This is a genomic window from Rathayibacter sp. AY1F6, from assembly GCF_002932035.1.
Lineage (GTDB): Bacteria > Actinomycetota > Actinomycetes > Actinomycetales > Microbacteriaceae > Rathayibacter.
Window position 1 is genome coordinate 304,582 of the sequence record NZ_PSVD01000001.1, and the last position, 18,375, is coordinate 322,956.

The following is an 18,375-nucleotide window of genomic DNA, read 5'->3' on the forward strand; positions in this document are numbered from 1 at the left end:
CCGATCCCATCCGAGGAGCCGCAGGACCGCGCCGCGCTCGACGGCGGCTCTCAAGAGCCGCGGCGTGACGCCCGCACGGTGGAGCTGCTCGCTCGTCGCGACTCCGTCGAGCCCTGCCGGCACCTCCACCACGCGTTCCACACGGTCGGGCTCCCTCGTGCATCGGAGTCGCCGTGCGCCGTTCCCCCCGGATCGGGAGAACTGCGCCCCACTCCGCGCCTGTGCGGGACCGACGGTGTCCGCAGCCGAGGGTGGGAGATGACAGGACGGGCTCGAGGCTCCGTTCCTGCTCTCTCACCCTCGGTTGCGGACGAGCGCGTGCGGGCGGATCAGGCGAAGGCCTCGATGGGCGGGCAGGCGCAGACGAGGTTGCGGTCGCCGTAGGCCTGGTCGATCCGGCGGACCGGCGGCCAGTACTTGCCGCGCACCAGCGAGCGGACCGGGTAGACGGCCTGCTCGCGGCTGTAGGGGTGCGTCCACTCCTCGGCCGTCAGGCACTCCGCGGTGTGCGGGGCGCCGCGCAGCGGGTTGTCATCCACCGGCCACTCCCCCGCGCCGACGCGGTCGGCCTCGGCCCGGATCCCGATCATCGCGTCGATGAAGCGGTCGATCTCGGCGAGGTCCTCGCTCTCCGTCGGCTCGACCATCAGGGTCCCGGCGACGGGGAAGCTCATGGTCGGGGCGTGGAAGCCGTAGTCGACGAGGCGCTTGGCGACGTCGTCCACGGTCACTCCGGTCGCCGCCGTCAGCGGACGGATGTCGAGGATGCACTCGTGGGCGACGAGCCCGTTGTCCCCCGTGTAGAGCACTGGGTAGTGCTCGCGGAGGCGCGCGGCGACGTAGTTGGCCGAGAGGACGGCCGCCCCGGTCGCGGCCCGCAGGCCCTCCTCGCCCATCATCCGGGCGTACGCCCACGAGATCGGCAGGATGCCGGGGCTGCCGTAGGGCGCTGCCGACACCGGTGCGCCGCCGTGGACGATCCGCTCGCCCTGCGTGCCCACGCCGTGCTCGAGCCGCTGCGCGAGCGGGTGGCCGGGCAGGAACGGCGCGAGGTGCGCCTTCGCGGCGACGGGACCGACGCCGGGACCGCCTCCGCCGTGCGGGATGCAGAACGTCTTGTGCAGGTTGAGGTGCGAGACGTCGCCGCCGAAGTCTCCGAAGCGGGCGAAGCCCAGAAGCGCGTTGAGGTTCGCGCCGTCCACGTACACCTGTCCGCCGGCCTCGTGGACGAGGCGGCAGATCTCGGCGACCTCGTGCTCGTAGACGCCGTGGGTCGACGGGTAGGTGATCATCAGCGCGGCGAGGGAGCCCGCGTGCTCGGCGATCTTCGCCCGGAGGTCGTCCAGGTCGACGTTGCCGAGCTCGTCGCAGGCCACGACGACGACGCGCATGCCGGCGAGGACCGCGCTCGCGGCGTTGGTGCCGTGGGCGCTCGAGGGGATCAGGCAGACCGTGCGGTCCTCGTCGCCGTTCGACCGGTGCCAGCCGCGGATCGCCAGCAGGCCCGCGAGCTCGCCCTGCGAGCCGGCGTTGGGCTGGAGCGACACGGAGTCGTAGCCCGTGAGGTGGGCGAGCCACCCCTCCAGCTGGTCGATCAGCGCCAGCGAACCCTGCACGTCCGCCTCGGGGGCGAACGGGTGCAGGTCCGCGAACTCGGGCCAGCTGACCGCCTCCATCTCGGTGGCGGCGTTGAGCTTCATGGTGCAGGAGCCGAGCGGGATCATGCCGCGGTCCAGCGCGTAGTCCGAGTCGGCGAGGCGCTTGAGGTAGCGCATCATCGAGGTCTCGCTGTGGTGGCTGCTGAAGACCGGGTGCACGAGGAACGGCGTGCGGCGGTCGAGCTCGGCGGGGATGCTCCGCGCGGAGCCGCTGAGGAAGCCGAACGACGAGTCCAGCTGCCCGACGGCGGTCGCGACGGCGATCACCTCGAGGTCGGTGACCGTCTCGTCGATCGACACCGAGACCGTGTCGGCGTCGACCAGGCGCACGTCGAAGCCGGCCTGGCGGGCGCGGGCGACCGCCGCCTCCGCGCCGCCGGGCACGACGACCGAGACGGTGTCGAAGAAGTCGGCGTGCCGGAGGGAGTGGCCCCGGTCGAGGAGGAGGCGCGCGAGGAGCGCGGCCCGGCCGTGCACGCGCTCGGCGATCGCGGCGAGCCCGTCCGGCCCGTGGTAGACCGCGTACATCGCCGCCATGACCGCCAGGAGGACCTGCGCGGTGCAGATGTTCGAGGTCGCCTTCTCGCGGCGGATGTGCTGCTCGCGGGCCTGGAGGGACAGGCGGTAGGCGGGGTGGCCGTCCGCGTCCTGGCTGACGCCGACGAGGCGGCCCGGCAGCTGGCGCTCGAGTCCCTTGCGGACGGCGAGGTAGCCGGCGTGCGGTCCTCCGAAGCCCAGCGGGACGCCGAAGCGCTGCGTGGTGCCGACCGCGACGTCCGCGCCGAGCTCGCCCGGCGAGCGCACCAGGGTCAGCGCGAGCAGGTCGGCGGCGACGACGGCCAGGCCGCCGTGGGCCTTCACCGCGGCGAGCACCGCCGACGGGTCCCAGAGGTGCCCGGACGCGCCGGGGTACTGCACGAGGGCGCCGAAGCACTCCGGCACCTCCTCCGCGGCGGTGCGCGAGAGCGGGAGCTCGACGATGCGGATGCCGACGGCCTCCGCCCGGCCGCGCAGCAGCGCGAGGGTCTGCGGGAGAGCGTCGGAGTCGACGACGAAGACGTCGGTGCGCGCCTTCGAGGCGCGGCGCGCGAGCAGCATCGCCTCGACGACGGCCGTGCCCTCGTCGAGCATCGACGCGCCGGCCGTGTCGAGGCCGGTGAGGTCGGAGACCATCGTCTGGAAGTTGATCAGCGCCTCCAGGCGCCCCTGCGAGATTTCGGGCTGGTACGGCGTGTAGGCCGTGTACCAGCTGGGGTTCTCGAGCACGTTGCGCTTGATCACGGCGGGGGTGTGCGAGCCGTAGTAGCCGAGGCCGATCATCGGCCGACGCACCGTGTTCCTCGCGGCGAGGGCGCGCAGCTCGGCGAGCGCCTCCGTCTCGGTGGCCGGAGCGGGCAGCACCTGCGGGAGGTCGCGGACGTGGATCGACTCGGGGACGGCGGCGGTGACGAGCTCCTCCACGGAGTCGTACCCGAGAGCCGCGAGCATGGTGCGCTGCGCGTCGGCGTCGGTCCCGATGTGGCGGGACTCGAAGGCGCCGGGGGTCCTGGTGGCTGCCATCTACTCGCCGACCAGCTCGGTGTAGGCGGCGGAGTCGAGGAGGCCGTCGGGCAGGGCGTCGAAGCGGACCCGGATCAGCCACCCCTCGCCGAACGGGTCGGAGTTGACGAGCTCGGGGCTGTCGACGACGGCCGTGTTGGCCTCGAGGACCTCGCCGTCGACGGGGGCGAACAGCTCGCCCACCGACTTGGTCGACTCGATCTCGCCGACGACGCTGCCGCCCTCGACGCGGGCTCCCGCCTCGGGGAGCTCGACGAAGACGACGTCGCCCAGCTTGTCCGCGGCGTAGGCGGTGATGCCGACGGTCGCGACCTCTCCGTCGACCCGGATCCACTCGTGGTCGGAGGTGTACTGCAGCTCGGTGGGCACGGCCATGTCAGTTCTTCTTTCTCGAGTAGAAGGGGAGCTCGGTGACGGTCATCGGGAGGCGCGTGCCGCGGATGTCGACGGCGAGCGCCGTCCCGGGCTGCGCGGAGGCGGGGGCGACGTAGGCCATCGCGATCGGGACGCCCAGTGTCGGCGAGAGGACGCCGCTGGTGACCACTCCGACCTCGTCGTCGCCGGAGAGGACGGTGTAGTCGGCACGGGCGGCGCGGCGGCCCTCGCCGACGAGCCCGACGAGCACGGGAGCGTCTCCGGAGGGACCCTCCTCGCTGGCCGCGCGGCCGACGAAGTCGATCGGCTTCCCGAAGGCGACGACGCGGCCGAGGCCGGCCTGTGCGGGGAAGACGTCGCGGGAGAGTTCGTGGCCGTAGAGCGGCATGCCCGCCTCGAGGCGGAGGGTGTCGCGGGCGGCGAGGCCGGCGGGGACGAGGCCCGCTCCGGCGCCGGTCTCGGCGAGAGCCTGCCAGAGCGTGGGAGCGGAGTCGGGCGAGACGTAGATCTCGAAGCCGTCCTCGCCCGTGTACCCGGTGCGCGCGATCAGGATCGGGTGCGCCTCGAAGGTCGCGGATACGGCGCGGTAGTAGCGCAGCTCCGCGAGCAGGCGGGCGGCGTCGTCCGTGTCGAGCACCGACTCCGCTCCCCGCTCGGTCTCGACGGCGAGGCCCTGGACGTTCTGCAGGATCTCGAGCGAGCGCGGGCCCTGCAGCGCGATGAGGGCGACGTCGTCGCTCTCGTCGAACAGCTCGCACTCGAACATCGCGGTGCGGTCGCGGAGCGTCTCGACGACGATGTGCCGGTTGGCCGCGTTCGCGACGACCATGAAGCGGTCCTCGCCCGTGCGGTAGACGACGAGGTCGTCGATCACGCCGCCCGTGCGCTCCAGGAGGAGGGTGTACTTCGCGCGGCCGGCGGCGACGGCCGAGATGTCGCTCGCCAGCGCGTAGTCGAGGGCGTCGACCGCCTCGGGGCCGACGACGAGGATCTCGGCCATGTGCGAGAGGTCGAAGAGGCCGGCGGCGGTGCGCACGGCGTGGTGCTCGGCGAGATCGCCGGAGTAGCGGACCGGCATCTGCCACCCGGCGAAGTCGGTGAAGGACGCGCCGGCGGCGACGTGCACCTCGTGCAGGGGCGAGTAGCGGGCTTCGGGGCTGGTCGTCGGGGTCTCGGACATGAGTTCTCCATTTCGTCGCAGTGCTGGACTCGCGCCGCGTTCGCGGCAGAGCACAGCAGTGCCGTGGGAACTCCCCCTCTGTCGTGGAGCCTGAGAGATTCGCGCCGCCCCGAGGGGTCGAGCGCTTTCACCATGGGCGGATCCGAGCGGATCGCTTTCCAGAGTGGCCAGTTCGACGCGGTACAAGACCTGAGAGATTGGCGGGGAGGCTTGCTCCTTCGGTGCCGACCGGAGTCGGCTCTCCCGCGTCGCGTATTGCGGCCCGGTATTCGGTTGTGCGGTCAGCCTAGCGGTGAGGGCGGACCCTGCGCGGCGTGTCGCTTCTTCCGCTAGGTCTTCAGGTGTTCGTGACACTAAGGTGATGCCAGCACTTACAGTCGGTGCGACTCTTAGTAGGGGGCACCGGATGCCGGACGTGCAGCTCGCCGTGTCGACGGTGATCTTCGCCCTGCGGCCGCACCCGGAGACCGGAGCGAGCACCGTCTGGATCCCCGTCGTCCGGCGCATCCGCGAGCCGTTCGAGGGACTCTGGGCACTGCCCGGCGGACCGCTGCATCCGGACGAGGACCTCGCCGAGTCGGCCCGCCGCACTCTCCGCGAGACCACGGGCCTGGCTCCGCGCTATCTCGAGCAGCTCTACGCCGTCGGCGGCACCGACCGCTCCCCCGGCGAGGACCGCGTCGTGTCGATCGTCTACTGGGCGCTCGTGCGCTCCGCCGAGGCCGACGAGGCCATCGTGGGAGAGAACGTCGCCTGGCTCTGCACCGATCTGCCGCTCGAGCTCGCCTTCGACCACGGACTGATCGTCGACTACGCCCTCTGGCGCCTGCGCAACAAGATGGAGTACTCCCGCATCGCGCAGGCCTTCCTCGGCGGCGCCTTCACCCTGTCCCAGCTGAGGGAGGTCCACGAGGCCGTCCTGCAGAAGCCCCTCGACCCGGCCAACTTCCGCCGGACGATCGAGAGCTCCGGCACCGTGGTGCCCACCGGGGAGCGCCTGACGGGCACCCGCCACCGTCCCCCGCGCCTCTACCGCTACGACGAGTCGGCGGCGCTCGTCGACAACGGCCCGCTGCCCGTCTGAGCGCGCCGCCCGACTCCCCCACCCGCCTCACGAGGAGAACACCGTGACATCCGTCGACAGCACCATCCGGCTCATCGAGGGCGGCTCCACGCCCGGCGCCACCTGCGCGCCCGAGCTCGCGGAGGCCCCCTGGTCCTTCGACCTCGGCCTGCCCGCCTACGGGCCCGGCGCCTCCCAGGCCGACCCGATCCCGGCCGACGCCCCGGTCCAGGGACGTCTGCCGGAGGAGTACACGACGGCGAGCGCCGACGAGCTGCACCACCGCATCCTCGCGGCGAAGGAGACGCTCGGCGAGCGGGTCGTCGTGCTCGGGCACTTCTACCAGCGGGACGAGGTGGTGCAGTACGCCGACTACGTGGGCGACTCGTTCCAGCTGGCGAAGGCGGCGACGAGCCGGCCCGACGCCGAGGCCATCGTCTTCTGCGGCGTGCACTTCATGGCGGAGACGGCCGACATCCTCTCCGGACCGGAGCAGGCCGTGATCCTCCCGAACCTGGCGGCCGGCTGCTCGATGGCGGACATGGCCGACATCGACTCCGTCGAGGACGCCTGGGCCGAGCTCACCGAGCTCTACGGCACCGAGCCGGACGCCGACGGCCGCGTGCCGCTCGTCCCGGTCACGTACATGAACTCCTCGGCCGCGCTGAAGGCGTTCTGCGGCCGCAACGGAGGCGTGGTCTGCACCTCCTCGAACGCGGCGACCGTTCTCGAGGACGCGTTCGCGCGCGGGCAGCGGGTGCTGTTCTTCCCCGACCAGCACCTCGGCCGCAACACCGCCAAGGCGATGGGCGTGCCGCTGGAGCGGATGCCGATGTGGAACCCGCGGAAGCCGCAGGGCGGCTCCGACACCGCGACGCTCCTGGACGCGCAGGTGATCCTCTGGCACGGCTTCTGCTCGGTGCACAAGCGCTTCACGACGGCCCAGATCGCGAAGGCGCGCGCCGAGCACCCGGGCGTGCGCGTGATCGTGCACCCGGAGTGCCCGATGGCGGTCGTCGACGCGGCCGACGAGTACGGCTCGACCGACTACATCGTGAAGGCGATCCAGGCGGCACCCGCGGGATCGACCTTCGCAATCGGCACCGAGATCAACCTGGTGCAGCGCCTCGCCGTCCAGTACCCGCAGCACACGATCTTCTGCCTCGACGACGTGGTCTGCCCCTGCTCGACCATGTACCGCATCCACCCCGGCTACCTCGCCTGGGTGCTCGAGGGACTGGTCGCGGGGACGGTGCTCAACCGGATCGAGGTCGCGGAGTCGGTGCAGGCCGAGGCGCGCATCGCCCTCGAGCGGATGCTCGCGGCCGTTCCGCCCGCCGGGCCGGCGGCGGTCTGACATGGCGCGGGTCGTCGTCGTCGGCAGCGGCATCGCCGGGCTGGTCGCCGCGCTGACGGCGCAGCGCCGCCACGAGGTGCTGCTCGTCACCAAGGGCGCGCTGGCGGAGTCGTCGACGCGCGCCGCGCAGGGCGGGATCGCCGCGGTCACGGCGCCGGGCGACTCCGTGGCGCTGCACGTGGAGGACACGCTCACCGCCGGTGCGGGCCTCGCCGTGCGCTCGGCGGTCGAGGTGCTCTGCGCCGAGGGGCCGGAGGCGGTCGCGGTGCTGCAGGAGTGGGGCGTCGGCTTCGACCGCGAGGGCGGCGAGCTGGCGCGGGGACTCGAGGGCGCCCACTCGCGTCCGCGGATCCTGCACGCCGGCGGCGACGCGACGGGCGCCGCGATCGAGGCCGCTCTCGTGGCGGCGGTGCGGGCCTCGTCGGTCGAGGTGCGCGAGCACGCCGCCCTGGTCGACCTGGTGCGGGAGGGCGGCTCGGTCACGGGCGCCGACGTCCTGCACGACGGCGTGCTCGAGCGCCTGGCGGCCGACGCGGTCGTGCTGGCCACCGGAGGCGCCGGGCAGCTCTACCGGCACACCACCAATCCGTCCGTCGCGACCGGGGACGGGCTCGCCGCCGCCCTGCGGGCAGGAGCGGAGACGGCGGACCTGGAGTTCTACCAGTTCCACCCGACCACGCTCGCGCTGCCGGGCGGCTTCCTCGTCTCGGAGGCGGTGCGCGGCGAGGGCGCGGTGCTGCGCGACGCCGCGGGCGAGCGGTTCCTGGCCGGGTTGCACCCCGAGGCCGAGCTGGCGCCGCGCGACGTCGTGGCGCGCGCGATCGCGGAGCGGATGCGGCTGCAGGGCGGACTGCCCGTGCACCTGGACGCCCGGGCGATCGACTCCGAGGTGCTGGCGAAGAGGTTCCCGACGATCTCGGCGGCCTGCCGCGAGAACGGGCTCTCGCTCGCCGACGACCTGCTGCCCGTGACTCCGGCCGCACACTACTGGATGGGCGGGATCGCGACGGACCTGGACGGGCGCACCAGCCTCCCCGGGCTGCTCGCGGTCGGCGAGGTCGCCCGCACCGGCGTCCACGGCGCGAACCGCCTCGCCTCCAACAGCCTCCTCGAGGGGGTCGTGTTCGCGCGCCGCGCGGCGCTCGCCCTCGACTCCCTCTCCTGGAGCGGCGGCCCGGTCGCCCCTCCCCGCGCCGTCGTCCCGATGACGCTCGACCGGACCGCTCTCCAGGACGCGATGTGGGCGGGAGCCGGCCTCTCCCGGGACGCGGCGGGGCTCACCGCGGCGCGCGACGCACTCGTCGCCTCCGCCACGCCCGCTCCGCTCGGACTGAGGACGCTCGAGGACGCGAACCTGCTGACCTGCGCCCTCGCTCTCATCGACGCCGCGCTCGCGCGCACGCACTCCGTCGGCGCCCACCACCGGACCGACTCCCCCGACCCCGCGACGGCGAGCGCCGCCGCCCCCACCAGAGAGGCGGCCCTTCCGTGCTGACCCGCCAGAGCATCGACCGCGTCGTCACCCTCGCCCTCGAGGAGGACGCGCCCTGGGGCGACCTGACCTCCGACACCCTCCTCCCCGCGGACGCCACCGCGAGCGCCGCCCTCGTGGCCCGCGAGCCCGGCGTCTTCAGCGGCGGCGCCGTCCTCGTCGGCACGATGCGGCAGGTCGACTCCCGGATCCGCTGCTCGGTGCTCGTGGAGGACGGCGCGGTCTTCGAGGCCGGGCAGACCCTCGCCCGGATCGAGGGCCCCGCGGGCGGCGTGCTCCGCGGCGAGCGCGTCGCGCTCAACCTCGTGCAGCGGATGAGCGGCATCGCCACCCTGACGGCGCAGTACGTCGCCGCGGTGGAGGGGACGCGCGCCCGCATCGTCGACACCCGCAAGACCACGCCGGGCCTGCGCGCGCTCGAGAGGCACGCCGTCCGCAGCGGCGGCGGCCGCAACCACCGCTTCTCGCTCTCGGACGCGGTGCTGGCGAAGGACAACCACCTCGCGGTGCTCGCCGCGCGCGGGATCGACCTGACCGCGGCCCTGCGGGCGGCGCGCGCCTCGATCCCGCACACGGCGCACCTCGAGGTCGAGGTCGACCGGCTCGACCAGATCGAGCCCGCGCTGGCGGGAGGCGCGGACACGATCATGCTCGACAACTTCACCCCCGAACTGCTCCGCCGGGGCGTCGCCCTCATCGGCGGGCGGGCCGTGGTCGAGGCGAGCGGCGGCGTCGACCTCTCGACCGTGCGCGCGATCGCGGAGGCGGGGGTCGACGTGATCTCCGTCGGCGCGCTCACCCACAGCGTCCGCTCGCTCGACCTCGGCCTGGACATCGCGGTCGAGTGATCTACCTCGACCACGCCGCGACCTCGCCCGTGCGCCGCGAGGTGCTGGAGGCCATGTGGCCGTTCCTCACCGCCGAGTACGGCAATCCGTCGAGCAGCCACTCGCTCGGCGACGCCGCGGCGCGCGCGCTGGAGGCGGCGCGCGCTCACGTGGCCCGCTTCCTCGGCGGCCGCGCCTCCGAGACGCTCTTCACCTCCGGCGGCACGGAGTCGATCAACACGGCGGTCAAGGGCCTCGCGCTGGGATCGCCGCGCGGACGGCACCTGGTGATCTCGGCGCTCGAGCACGAGGCGACCGTCGAGTCGGCCGACCACCTCCGGCGCCTGCACGGCTTCGAGGTGTCGACGGCCCCCGTCGACGCGACCGGCCTGCTCGACCTCGACGCGCTCGCCGCGCTGGTCCGGCCGGACACCGCACTGGTCTCGGTGCTCGCGGCGAGCAACGAGATCGGGACGGTGCAGGACGTTCCGGCGATCGCGGCGCTCTGCCGATCGCGGGGCGTGCCGCTGCACGTGGACGCCGTCCAGGCCGCCGGCTGGCTGGACGTTGCGGGCTGGGGCGCCGACGCGGTCTCGGTCTCGGGGCACAAGCTCGGGGCGCCGAAGGGCGTGGGGGCGCTGCTGCTGCGCAGCCGGCTCCCGTTCGAGCCCCTGCTGCACGGCGGCGGCCAGGAGCGGGAGCGGCGCTCGGGCACCGAGAACGTGGCCTTCGCGGTCGCGCTCGGCACCGCGGTGCGCCTGCTCGACCCGGACCGCGCGGCGCGGGTCGGAGCCGTCCGGGACGCGTTCGCCGAGCGGGTCGCGGCCCTGGCGCCCCGGGCCGTGCCGCTGGGCTCCGCGGCGCACCGGCTCCCCTCGATCGCCGCCTACGCCGTCCCCGGGCGCAGCGGCGAGTCGACGCTCCTCGAGCTGGAGGAGCGCGGCGTCGTCGTCTCGAGCGGCTCGGCGTGCGCCGCCGGGCGCGACGAGCCCTCGCCCGCGCTGCTGGCCCTCGGCCTCGATTCCGACGTCGCCCGGACCGCCGTGCGGTTCAGCTTCGGCGAGGGCGCCACGCTCGAGGAGGCCGAGGGCGCGTCCTCCGCGCTCTCCGCGGTCCTCGCCTGAGACCTCTCGCAGCGGATCCCCGTCGATCGGGAATGTCCGGGGTGTTCGCCTCTGTTCTCCCTCCGTACCCCGCATCCGCGCCCGCGAGTCGAGCCGTCGATGCGCCCCTCACACCGATCCCCCTCACGACCGGAGAACACCTGTGACCGAGCGCAGCACCCTTCCCGCCGCGCGGCCCGCCGCACCCGCCGCCGCCACGACCCTCGAACCGCGCAGCCGCCTGGTCATCAGCCTCCTGCTGGTGTCGGCGTTCGTCGTGATCCTCAACGAGACGATCATGAGCGTGGCGCTGCCCGACCTCATGCGCGACTTCGACGTCGAGGCGCACGTGGGCCAGTGGCTCTCGACCGCCTTCATGCTCACGATGGCCGTCGTCATCCCGATCACGGGCTACCTGATCCAGCGGCTGCACACCCGCACGCTCTTCGCCGCCGCGATGATCCTCTTCAGCCTCGGCACCCTCACCGCCGCGCTCGCCCCGACCTTCGCGGTCCTCCTGGCGGCCCGCGTGGTGCAGGCCGGCGGCACGGCCATCATGATGCCGCTGCTGATGACGACCGTGATGACGCTGGTGCCCCCGGCGATCCGCGGCCGGATGATGGGCAACATCTCGATCGTCATCTCGGTGGCTCCGGCCGTCGGACCGACGATCTCGGGCGTCATCCTCAACTTCCTCGGCTGGCGCTGGATGTTCTGGATCGTGCTGCCGATCGCGATCGGCGCGCTGCTCCTGGGCCTGCGCAAGGTCGAGAACGTCACCGAGCCCCGCTCCATCCCGATCGACTCGCTCTCGGTGGTCCTCTCGGTCTTCGGCTTCGGCGGCCTCGTCTACGGACTGTCGAGCCTCGGCGAGGGCGGAGGCGCTGTCGTCGCGCCGTGGATCCCGTTCGTCGTCGCGGGCCTCGGCCTCGCGGGCTTCATCGCGCGCCAGCTGCTGCTGCAGCGCACCGACCGGGCCCTGCTGGACCTCCGGACCTTCTCCTCCGCGAACTTCACCATCGTCATCGCGATGATGGCGGTCAGCATGTCGGCGCTCTTCGGCACCCTGATCCTGCTGCCCCTCTACACGCAGAACGTGCTGGGCCTCACTCCGCTGGAGACCGGGCTGCTCCTGCTCCCCGGCGGCCTGCTGATGGGCCTGCTCGCGCCGTTCGTCGGCCGCGGCTACGACCGCTTCGGCCCGCGCGTGCTGCTCGTGCCCGGCTCCATCGTCGTCGCCGGCGCGCTGTGGGGGTACACCCTGCTCGCGGCGGACTCGTCGCCCTGGTTCGTCCTCTCGCTGCACGTGACCCTCAGCCTGGGCCTCGCCTTCGTCTTCACGCCGCTGTTCACCGCCGGCCTCGGCTCGGTGCGCCCCTCGCTCTACTCGCACGGCAGCGCGATCATCGGCACCGTGCAGCAGCTGGGCGGCGCGGCGGGCACGGCGCTGTTCGTCACCGTCCTCTCGATCCGGTCGGCGGAGCTCGCGCAGGGCGGAGCCGACCAGGCCGCCTCCTACGCCGGGGGCATCCACTCCGCGTTCCTGTGGGGCGCGTCGATCGCGACGGTCGCGATCGTGGCCGCGTTCTTCGTCCGCCGCCCGGCGGAGTCGGACGCGCCGCTCCCGATGGCGCACTGAGCCGGGCGGGCCGACCCCGCCTGTTCACCTCCGCGTCACTCCGCCTCCCTACGGTGTCGCCCCGGCCGCCGCGCTCCTGATCGCGCGGCCGGGACGGAGACGAGACGTGACCGAGACGGCCGGCCCCCAGGACGTGCTCGACGCCGGAGCGGCCACCCCGCCTCCCCGCACGCTGGTCGACGTCCTCCGCGACACCGCGGAGCGCCACCCGGACGCCTCCGCCCTGGAGGACCCGGCCGGCGCGCTCAGCTACCGGGAGCTGCTGGCCCGCACGGTGCAGCTCGCGGGCGAGCTCACCACCGCAGGGGTCCGACGCGGCGACCGCGTCGGGATCCGCATGCCCAGCGGCTCCCGCGAGCTCTACCTCGCGATCCTGGCCGTCCTCGCCGCGGGAGCCGCGTACGTCCCGGTGGACGCGGACGACCCCGAGGAGCGGGCGCGCCTCGTCTTCGGCGAGGCCGCCGTCCGCGGCGTGATCACCGGCTCCGGCCGCTTCGAGCGCACCGGCGCCGACGAGCCGGCCGCGCGCCTGTTCACCGCGAGCGCGCCGCACCCGAGCACGGCGTCGATCCCGCTGCTGCAGCCGCCCTCGCTCGAGGACGACGCCTGGATCATCTTCACCTCCGGCTCCACCGGAACCCCCAAGGGAGTGGCGGTCAGCCACCGCTCCGCCGCCGCCTTCGTCGACGCCGAGGCGCGCCTGTTCCTCCAGGCGGAGCCGCTCGGCCCCGGGGACCGCGTGCTGGCCGGTCTCTCCGTCGCGTTCGACGCGTCCTGCGAGGAGATGTGGCTCGCCTGGCGGCACGGCGCCTGCCTCGTCCCCGCTCCCCGCTCGCTGGTCCGCAGCGGCATGGACCTCGGCCCCTGGCTGACCACGCACGGCATCACCGTGGTCTCGACCGTGCCGACCCTCGCGGCGCTCTGGCCCGCGGAGTCGCTCGAGAACGTCCGCCTGCTGATCTTCGGCGGCGAGGCGTGCCCGCCGGAGCTCGGCGAGCGCCTGGCCGTCGAGGGCCGCGAGGTCTGGAACACCTACGGGCCGACCGAGGCCACCGTCGTCGCCTGCGCCGCGCCCCTCGGCGGGCCTCCCCCGGTGCGCATCGGGCTGCCGCTGGACGGCTGGCGGCTCGCCGTCGTGGACGCGGACGGGCAGCGGGTCGGCGAGGGCGAGGTCGGCGAGCTGGTCATCGGCGGGGTCGGGCTCGCGCGCTACCTCGACCCGGTCAAGGACGCCGAGAAGTACGCGCCGGCACCGCTCCTGGGCTGGGAGCGGGCCTACCGCTCCGGCGACCTGGTGCGCTTCGAGAGCGCCGGCCTGATCTTCCAGGGGCGCGCGGACGACCAGGTGAAGCTCGGCGGTCGGCGGATCGAGCTCGGCGAGGTCGAGGCGGCGCTGCAGGCGCTCCCCGGAGTCTCGGGGGCGGCGGCCGCGGTCCGCACCACGGCGGCCGGCAACCAGGTCCTCGTCGGCTACCTGGCCCTCGCCGGCGGCCGGGAGCTCGACCGCGACGCGGCGCTCGCCCGCCTGCGTGAGGAGCTGCCCGCATCCCTCGTGCCGCTGCTGGCCGTGGTCGAGGAGCTGCCGACCCGCGTCTCCGGCAAGGTCGACCGCGCCGCACTCCCCTGGCCGCTCGCCGTGGGCACGACCGAGGACGCCTCCCTCGACCCCGAGGAGGCGTGGCTCGCCGCCCTCTGGCGCGACGTGCTCGGCGTGCCGGTCGACGAGCGGGCGAACTTCTTCGACCTCGGCGGCGGCTCCCTCGCCGCCGCCCAGCTGGTCGCGCGGATCCGCGAGCGCGACCCCGAGTTCACGGTCGCCGACGTCTACGCCCACCCGCGTCTCGCGGCGATGGCCGCCGAGATCCAGAGCCGCTCGACCGGCGCTGCGGAGGTGTCCGCTCACCGCATCGCGCCGGTCCCCCTCCGGATGCGCGTGCTGCAGACCCTCCTCGGCGCACCACTGCTCGTGCTCGGCAGCGCCCGCTGGATCACTGCGATCCTGAGCGTCACCGCGGTGCTCGACCTGGTGCCGGGGTTCGGCTGGCTGCCCACCGCTCCGCTCGCCGCGCTGATCCCCGCCTTCGCGCTCTTCCTCACGCCGTTCGGGCGGATGGGGCTCACCGTCCTCGCCGCGCGCACCCTGCTGCGCGGGATCCGAGCCGGAGACCACCCGCGCGGCGGGAGCGTGCACCTCCGGCTCTGGCTGGCCGAGCAGATCGCGTTCCAGCTCAAGGCCGTGAGCCTGGCGGGCGCGCCCTGGGTCGCCTACTACGCCCGCGCGCTCGGCGCCCGCATCGCCGACGACGTCGACCTGCACTCCCTCCCTCCTCTGACCGGGATGCTCACGCTCGGGCGCGGCGCCGCGATCGAGCCCGAGGTCGACCTCTCCGGCTACTGGATCGACGGCGACGTCCTGCGCGTCGGCGCCGTCCGGGTCGGCGCGGGCAGCACGGTGGGCGCGCGCAGCACGCTCCTCCCCGGCGCCCGGATCGGCAAGCACGCGCAGATCGAGCCGGGATCGGCCGTCTTCGGGCGGGTGCCGGCCGGGCAGCGCTGGGGAGGATCCCCCGCCCAGCGGCTCGGCAGGGCGAACGCCGGGTTCCCCTCGGAGCGCCCGGCGCGCCGCCCGGGCTGGGTCTGGGCGTACGGAGCGTCCGCGGTCGGCCTCGCAGCGGTCCCGGTCCTCGCCCTCGCGGCCGGGCTCGCCGTCGTGGCCGCCGCCGTGCGCGGCTCGGCCGGCCTCGGCGCCGCGCTCGGGCCCGCTCTCGCCGCCCTCGTGCCCGCCGTCGCCGTCTCCGGAGTCGTCCTCGCCGCCCTCGTCGTCGTCCTGGTGCGCCTGCTCGGCCGGGGCGTCGAGCCGGGCACCCACCCCGTGCGCGGTCGGATCGGCTGGCAGGTCTGGTCGACGGAGCGGCTGCTCGACTCCGCGCGGGTCCTGCTCTTCCCGCTCTACTCGGGCCTGTTCACCCCGGTCTGGCTGCGGCTCCTCGGCGCGAAGGTCGGACGCGACGTCGAGGCCTCGACGGTGCTGCTCCTGCCCGCGATGACGACCATCCGCGACGGCGCGTTCCTCGCCGACGACACGCTCGTCGCCTCCTACGCGCTCGGCGGCGGCTGGATGCGGCTCGCCCGCGCCGAGATCGGCGAGCGCGCGTTCCTCGGCAACTCCGGCATGGCGGCTCCTGGTCACACCGTGCCCGCCGGCGGTCTCGTCGCCGTCCTCTCCTCCGCGCCCCGGAAGTCGAAGGCGGGCTCGTCGTGGCTCGGCTCACCGCCCGTGCGGCTGCGGCGCACCGTCGTCGAGGCGGAGTCGGCGCGCACCTTCCGCCCGGCCCGCCGACTCCGCGCGGCCCGCATCGCGTGGGAGCTCGGCCGCTTCGTCCCGGTAGTCGTCTCGGTCGCGATCGGCCTCGGCGTGGTCGCCGGACTGCTCGCGCTGATCCAGACGCTCGGGGCGGTGCTCGCCGCGCTCGTGGGAGGCGTCGTGCTGCTGGCCGCCGGGGCGGTCGCCGCGGCCGTCTCCACCGCCGCGAAGTGGATCCTGATCCAGCGGGTCGAGCCGAGCGAGCAGCCGCTGTGGTCCTCGTTCGTCTGGCGGAGCGAGCTGGCCGACGCCTTCACCGAGATGGTCGCTGCGCCCTGGTTCGCCCACGCCGCCGCGGGCACTCCGGCGCTGGTCTGGTGGCTGCGGAGCCTCGGCGCCCGGATCGGACGCGGCGTCTGGTGCGAGAGCTACTGGCTCCCCGAGGCCGATCTGATCTCGCTCGGCGACGGAGCGACCGTGAACCGGGGCTGCGTCGTGCAGACGCACCTGTTCCATGATCGAATCATGAGCATGGATCTCGTGAGCCTCGACGCCGGCGCCACCCTGGGCCCGCACAGCGTGATCCTCCCCGCCGCGCGGATCGCCGAGCACGGCACGGTCGGCCCGGCCTCGCTCGTCATGCGGGGGGAGCTCGTGCCCGCGGGCAGCCGCTGGAGCGGCAACCCGATCGGCCCGTGGCGCGAGGTGCGCGTCGCCGACTACCACGCGCCCGTCGAGTGAGCCCCGCGCTGACCGGGCTCGAGACCGCCGGCGACCCCTACGTCCCCGGCATCGGGAACACCGGCTACCGCGTCGAGTCCTACGACCTCGACCTCGAGTACCGCGTCGCCTCGAACCGCCTGGCCGGCCGGGCCGTGCTGCGGATCGTCGCGCTGCAGCCGCTCCGGCGGTTCTCCCTCGACCTCTCCCGGCTCCGCGTGGCCCGCGTCCGGATCAACGGACGCCGCGCCCGCCACGAGCAGGCGCCGCACAAGCTGCGGGTGTCCCCCGCCGAGCCGCTGGCCGCCGGCGAGAGCGTCGACGTCGAGATCGAGTACAGCGGCCACCCCGCCCCCCGCGCCACCCACTGGGGCGAGCTCGGCTGGGAGGAGCTGGAGGACGGGGTGCTCGTCGCCTCGCAGCCCTCCGGCTCCTCCACCTGGTTCCCCTGCAACGACGACGTCGCCGAGAAGGCTCCGTACCGCCTGCGCGTCACCGCCGAGGAGGGCTACGCCGTGCTCGCGAACGGGGTGCTCGTCGACTCGAGCGCCCGCTCCGGCCGCCGCACCTGGCTCTACGAGCAGCGCGAGCCCAGCGCCGCGTACCTCGCCTCGGTGCAGATCGGCCGCTACGCGATCGAGGAGCGCGTGCTCGCCGGCGTCGCGGTGACCCTCGCCCGCCCCGCCGCCCTGGCCGCTCGGGTCGCGCACGACTTCGCTCCGCTCGAGCGCATGCTCGCCCTGTTCACGCGGCTGTTCGGGCCCTACCCCTTCGCCCGCTACTGCGTCGTCGTCACGGCGGACGAGCTGGAGATCCCGCTCGAGGCGCAGGCGATGGCGGTGTTCGGCGCCAACCACGCCGACGGCCGCGGCGGCTCGGAGCGCCTCATCGCGCACGAGCTCGCGCACCAGTGGTTCGGCAACAGCGTGGGCATCGCCCGGTGGCGCCACATCTGGCTCAACGAGGGGTTCGCCTGCTACGCGGAGTGGCTGTGGTCGGAGGAGTCGGGCCGCGCCACCGCCGACGCCTGCGCCCGCCGCCACCACGCGGTGCTGCGGGCTGCGGCGCAGGATCTCGTGCTCGCCGATCCGGGGCCGGTCGCGCTCTTCGACGATCGCGTCTACAAGCGCGGCGCGCTCACCCTGCACGCGCTGCGGCTCACCGTCGGCGACGAGCCCTTCCTCCGGCTGCTGCGGGAGTGGACGTCCCGCTACGCCTCCGCCGCCGTCACCGACGAGGAGTTCCGCGAGCTCTGCACCGAGGTCCTCGGCGAGGGCGTGGACGACCTGCTCGACACCTGGCTCCTCGACGAGGAGCTGCCGCCGCTACCGTCCCGGCGCTGACACCAGCGAGTCCGCGAGCGCGTCGCCGTGCTCGCGCCGCCAGCCGATGATGGGCCCGGCGCCCGCGTCCCCCATCGGCCCGAGGGCGACGCTGACCCGCAGCGCGGGGTCCAGCTGCGGCTCGGCCAGCCGGAAGCGGACGCCGTCGATCCGCGCCTCCGCCGCGTGGTGCGACTCGTGCACGTGCACCCGGCGCGGGTCGAGCTCGAGCCCGCGGCCGTCCGCCTTCAGTGCGGCCTCGATCCGGGTCCAGTGCAGGACGGGGTCGGCGGGGCGCATCCCGCCCGTGGCGAAGGGCGCCCCGGCGATGCGCGTGATCCGCTCCCCGCGCTCGGGCGCGCCCAGCGTCGGCTCCACATCGACGCCGACCGCACCGGCGCTGCTCGCCGCGACCACGACGGCGCCCGCGCAGTGCGCGATGCTCACCGACAGCAGCTCGAGCGCGATCCCGCGTCCCTCCAGCCGCGGCCGGCCGTGCGCGCCCCCGCAGCGCGGGCAGCAGGCGACGACCCGGACCTCCGACGCGCGCGTCCCCGTGAGCTCGGCCGCGAGCATCCGCAGGAGCACCCGCCCGAAGACGAAGCGCTCGGCCGCCGACGCGGCGACCGTGCCGGCGTAGCGCTCGCGCTCCTCGTCGCTCAGCAGCGGCAGCAGCCGCTCGGCGTCCAGCGTCTGCTCGTCGAGCGCCAGCCAGCGCAGGTGCACCCCCGGCAGCTCCGCGCCGATCCCCGACTCCCCCATGTCCGTCCCCCCG

12 protein-coding genes and 1 riboswitch are annotated in these 18,375 nt (G+C 74.3%); of the genes, 8 read left to right on the forward strand and 4 right to left on the reverse strand.

The window, feature by feature from the left end; genetic code table 11:
• Positions 1 to 329: 329 nt before the first annotated feature.
• Genes gcvP through gcvT form a run of 3 tightly spaced genes read right to left on the reverse strand, consistent with a single transcriptional unit; the run spans position 330 to position 4,773 of the window.
• Complete coding sequence (gene gcvP / locus C5C44_RS01420) at positions 330 to 3,218, reverse strand: aminomethyl-transferring glycine dehydrogenase (protein WP_104335119.1); 2,889 nt, start codon at positions 3,216 to 3,218, stop codon at positions 330 to 332.
• Positions 3,219 to 3,593 (reverse strand): glycine cleavage system protein GcvH, encoded by a 375-nt coding sequence (gcvH, locus tag C5C44_RS01425; protein ID WP_104237541.1) that lies wholly within the window; start codon positions 3,591 to 3,593, stop codon positions 3,219 to 3,221.
• A gap of 1 nt (position 3,594) precedes the next feature.
• Positions 3,595 to 4,773: a glycine cleavage system aminomethyltransferase GcvT gene (gcvT, locus tag C5C44_RS01430; RefSeq protein ID WP_104335120.1), complete on the reverse strand. Its 1,179-nt coding sequence runs from the start codon at positions 4,771 to 4,773 to the stop codon at positions 3,595 to 3,597.
• Between the two features lie 168 nt (positions 4,774 to 4,941).
• Positions 4,942 to 5,029: riboswitch (glycine riboswitch) on the reverse strand.
• A 105-nt stretch (positions 5,030 to 5,134) separates the two neighbouring features.
• Between gcvT and C5C44_RS01435 the strand changes: the two genes are divergently transcribed.
• From C5C44_RS01435 to C5C44_RS01470, 8 genes are all read left to right on the forward strand, one after another.
• Complete coding sequence (locus C5C44_RS01435) at positions 5,135 to 5,857, forward strand: NUDIX domain-containing protein (protein WP_258066602.1); 723 nt, start codon at positions 5,135 to 5,137, stop codon at positions 5,855 to 5,857.
• Positions 5,858 to 5,900: 43 nt separating this feature from the next.
• Positions 5,901 to 7,193, forward strand: coding sequence for a quinolinate synthase NadA (nadA, locus tag C5C44_RS01440; protein ID WP_104335121.1), 1,293 nt, complete (start codon positions 5,901 to 5,903; stop codon positions 7,191 to 7,193).
• Between the two features lies 1 nt (position 7,194).
• A complete protein-coding gene (gene nadB, locus C5C44_RS01445; RefSeq protein WP_104335122.1) occupies positions 7,195 to 8,688 on the forward strand; it encodes an L-aspartate oxidase in 1,494 nt (497 codons plus the stop codon).
• Positions 8,682 to 9,533, forward strand: coding sequence for a carboxylating nicotinate-nucleotide diphosphorylase (gene nadC / locus C5C44_RS01450; protein ID WP_104335123.1), 852 nt, complete (start codon positions 8,682 to 8,684; stop codon positions 9,531 to 9,533). The genes nadB and nadC overlap by 7 nt, the downstream gene beginning before the upstream one ends.
• Positions 9,530 to 10,636 carry a cysteine desulfurase family protein gene (locus tag C5C44_RS01455; RefSeq protein ID WP_104335124.1) on the forward strand — a complete coding sequence of 369 codons (1,107 nt, stop codon included), beginning with the start codon at positions 9,530 to 9,532 and terminating at the stop codon, positions 10,634 to 10,636. The genes nadC and C5C44_RS01455 overlap by 4 nt, the downstream gene beginning before the upstream one ends.
• A gap of 142 nt (positions 10,637 to 10,778) precedes the next feature.
• Entirely contained in the window at positions 10,779 to 12,254 is a 1,476-nt protein-coding gene (locus C5C44_RS01460; protein ID WP_104335125.1) for a DHA2 family efflux MFS transporter permease subunit, read from the forward strand.
• Positions 12,255 to 12,360: 106 nt separating this feature from the next.
• Positions 12,361 to 16,299 (forward strand): Pls/PosA family non-ribosomal peptide synthetase, encoded by a 3,939-nt coding sequence (locus C5C44_RS01465; RefSeq protein ID WP_258066605.1) that lies wholly within the window; start codon positions 12,361 to 12,363, stop codon positions 16,297 to 16,299.
• A complete protein-coding gene (locus C5C44_RS01470) occupies positions 16,296 to 17,621 on the forward strand; it encodes a M1 family metallopeptidase (protein WP_258066606.1) in 1,326 nt (441 codons plus the stop codon). Before C5C44_RS01465 ends, C5C44_RS01470 begins: the two co-directional genes overlap by 4 nt.
• Here the strand turns inward: C5C44_RS01470 and C5C44_RS01475 are convergent.
• Entirely contained in the window at positions 17,604 to 18,362 is a 759-nt protein-coding gene (locus tag C5C44_RS01475; protein ID WP_104335127.1) for a 4'-phosphopantetheinyl transferase superfamily protein, read from the reverse strand. The two genes, C5C44_RS01470 and C5C44_RS01475, sit on opposite strands and share 18 nt — an antisense overlap.
• Positions 18,363 to 18,375: the final 13 nt, after the last annotated feature.

Excerpts from the sequence above, each read along its gene's own strand:
- gcvP (WP_104335119.1), bottom strand. The coding sequence starts at position 3,218 with ATGGCAGCCACCAGGACCCCCGGCGCCTTCGAGTCCCGCCACATCGGG.
- gcvH (WP_104237541.1), bottom strand. The coding sequence starts at position 3,593 with ATGGCCGTGCCCACCGAGCTGCAGTACACCTCCGACCACGAGTGGATC.
- gcvT (WP_104335120.1), bottom strand. The coding sequence starts at position 4,773 with ATGTCCGAGACCCCGACGACCAGCCCCGAAGCCCGCTACTCGCCCCTG.
- C5C44_RS01435 (WP_258066602.1), top strand. The coding sequence starts at position 5,135 with ATGCCAGCACTTACAGTCGGTGCGACTCTTAGTAGGGGGCACCGGATG.
- nadB (WP_104335122.1), top strand. The coding sequence starts at position 7,195 with ATGGCGCGGGTCGTCGTCGTCGGCAGCGGCATCGCCGGGCTGGTCGCC.
- C5C44_RS01475 (WP_104335127.1), bottom strand. The coding sequence starts at position 18,362 with ATGGGGGAGTCGGGGATCGGCGCGGAGCTGCCGGGGGTGCACCTGCGC.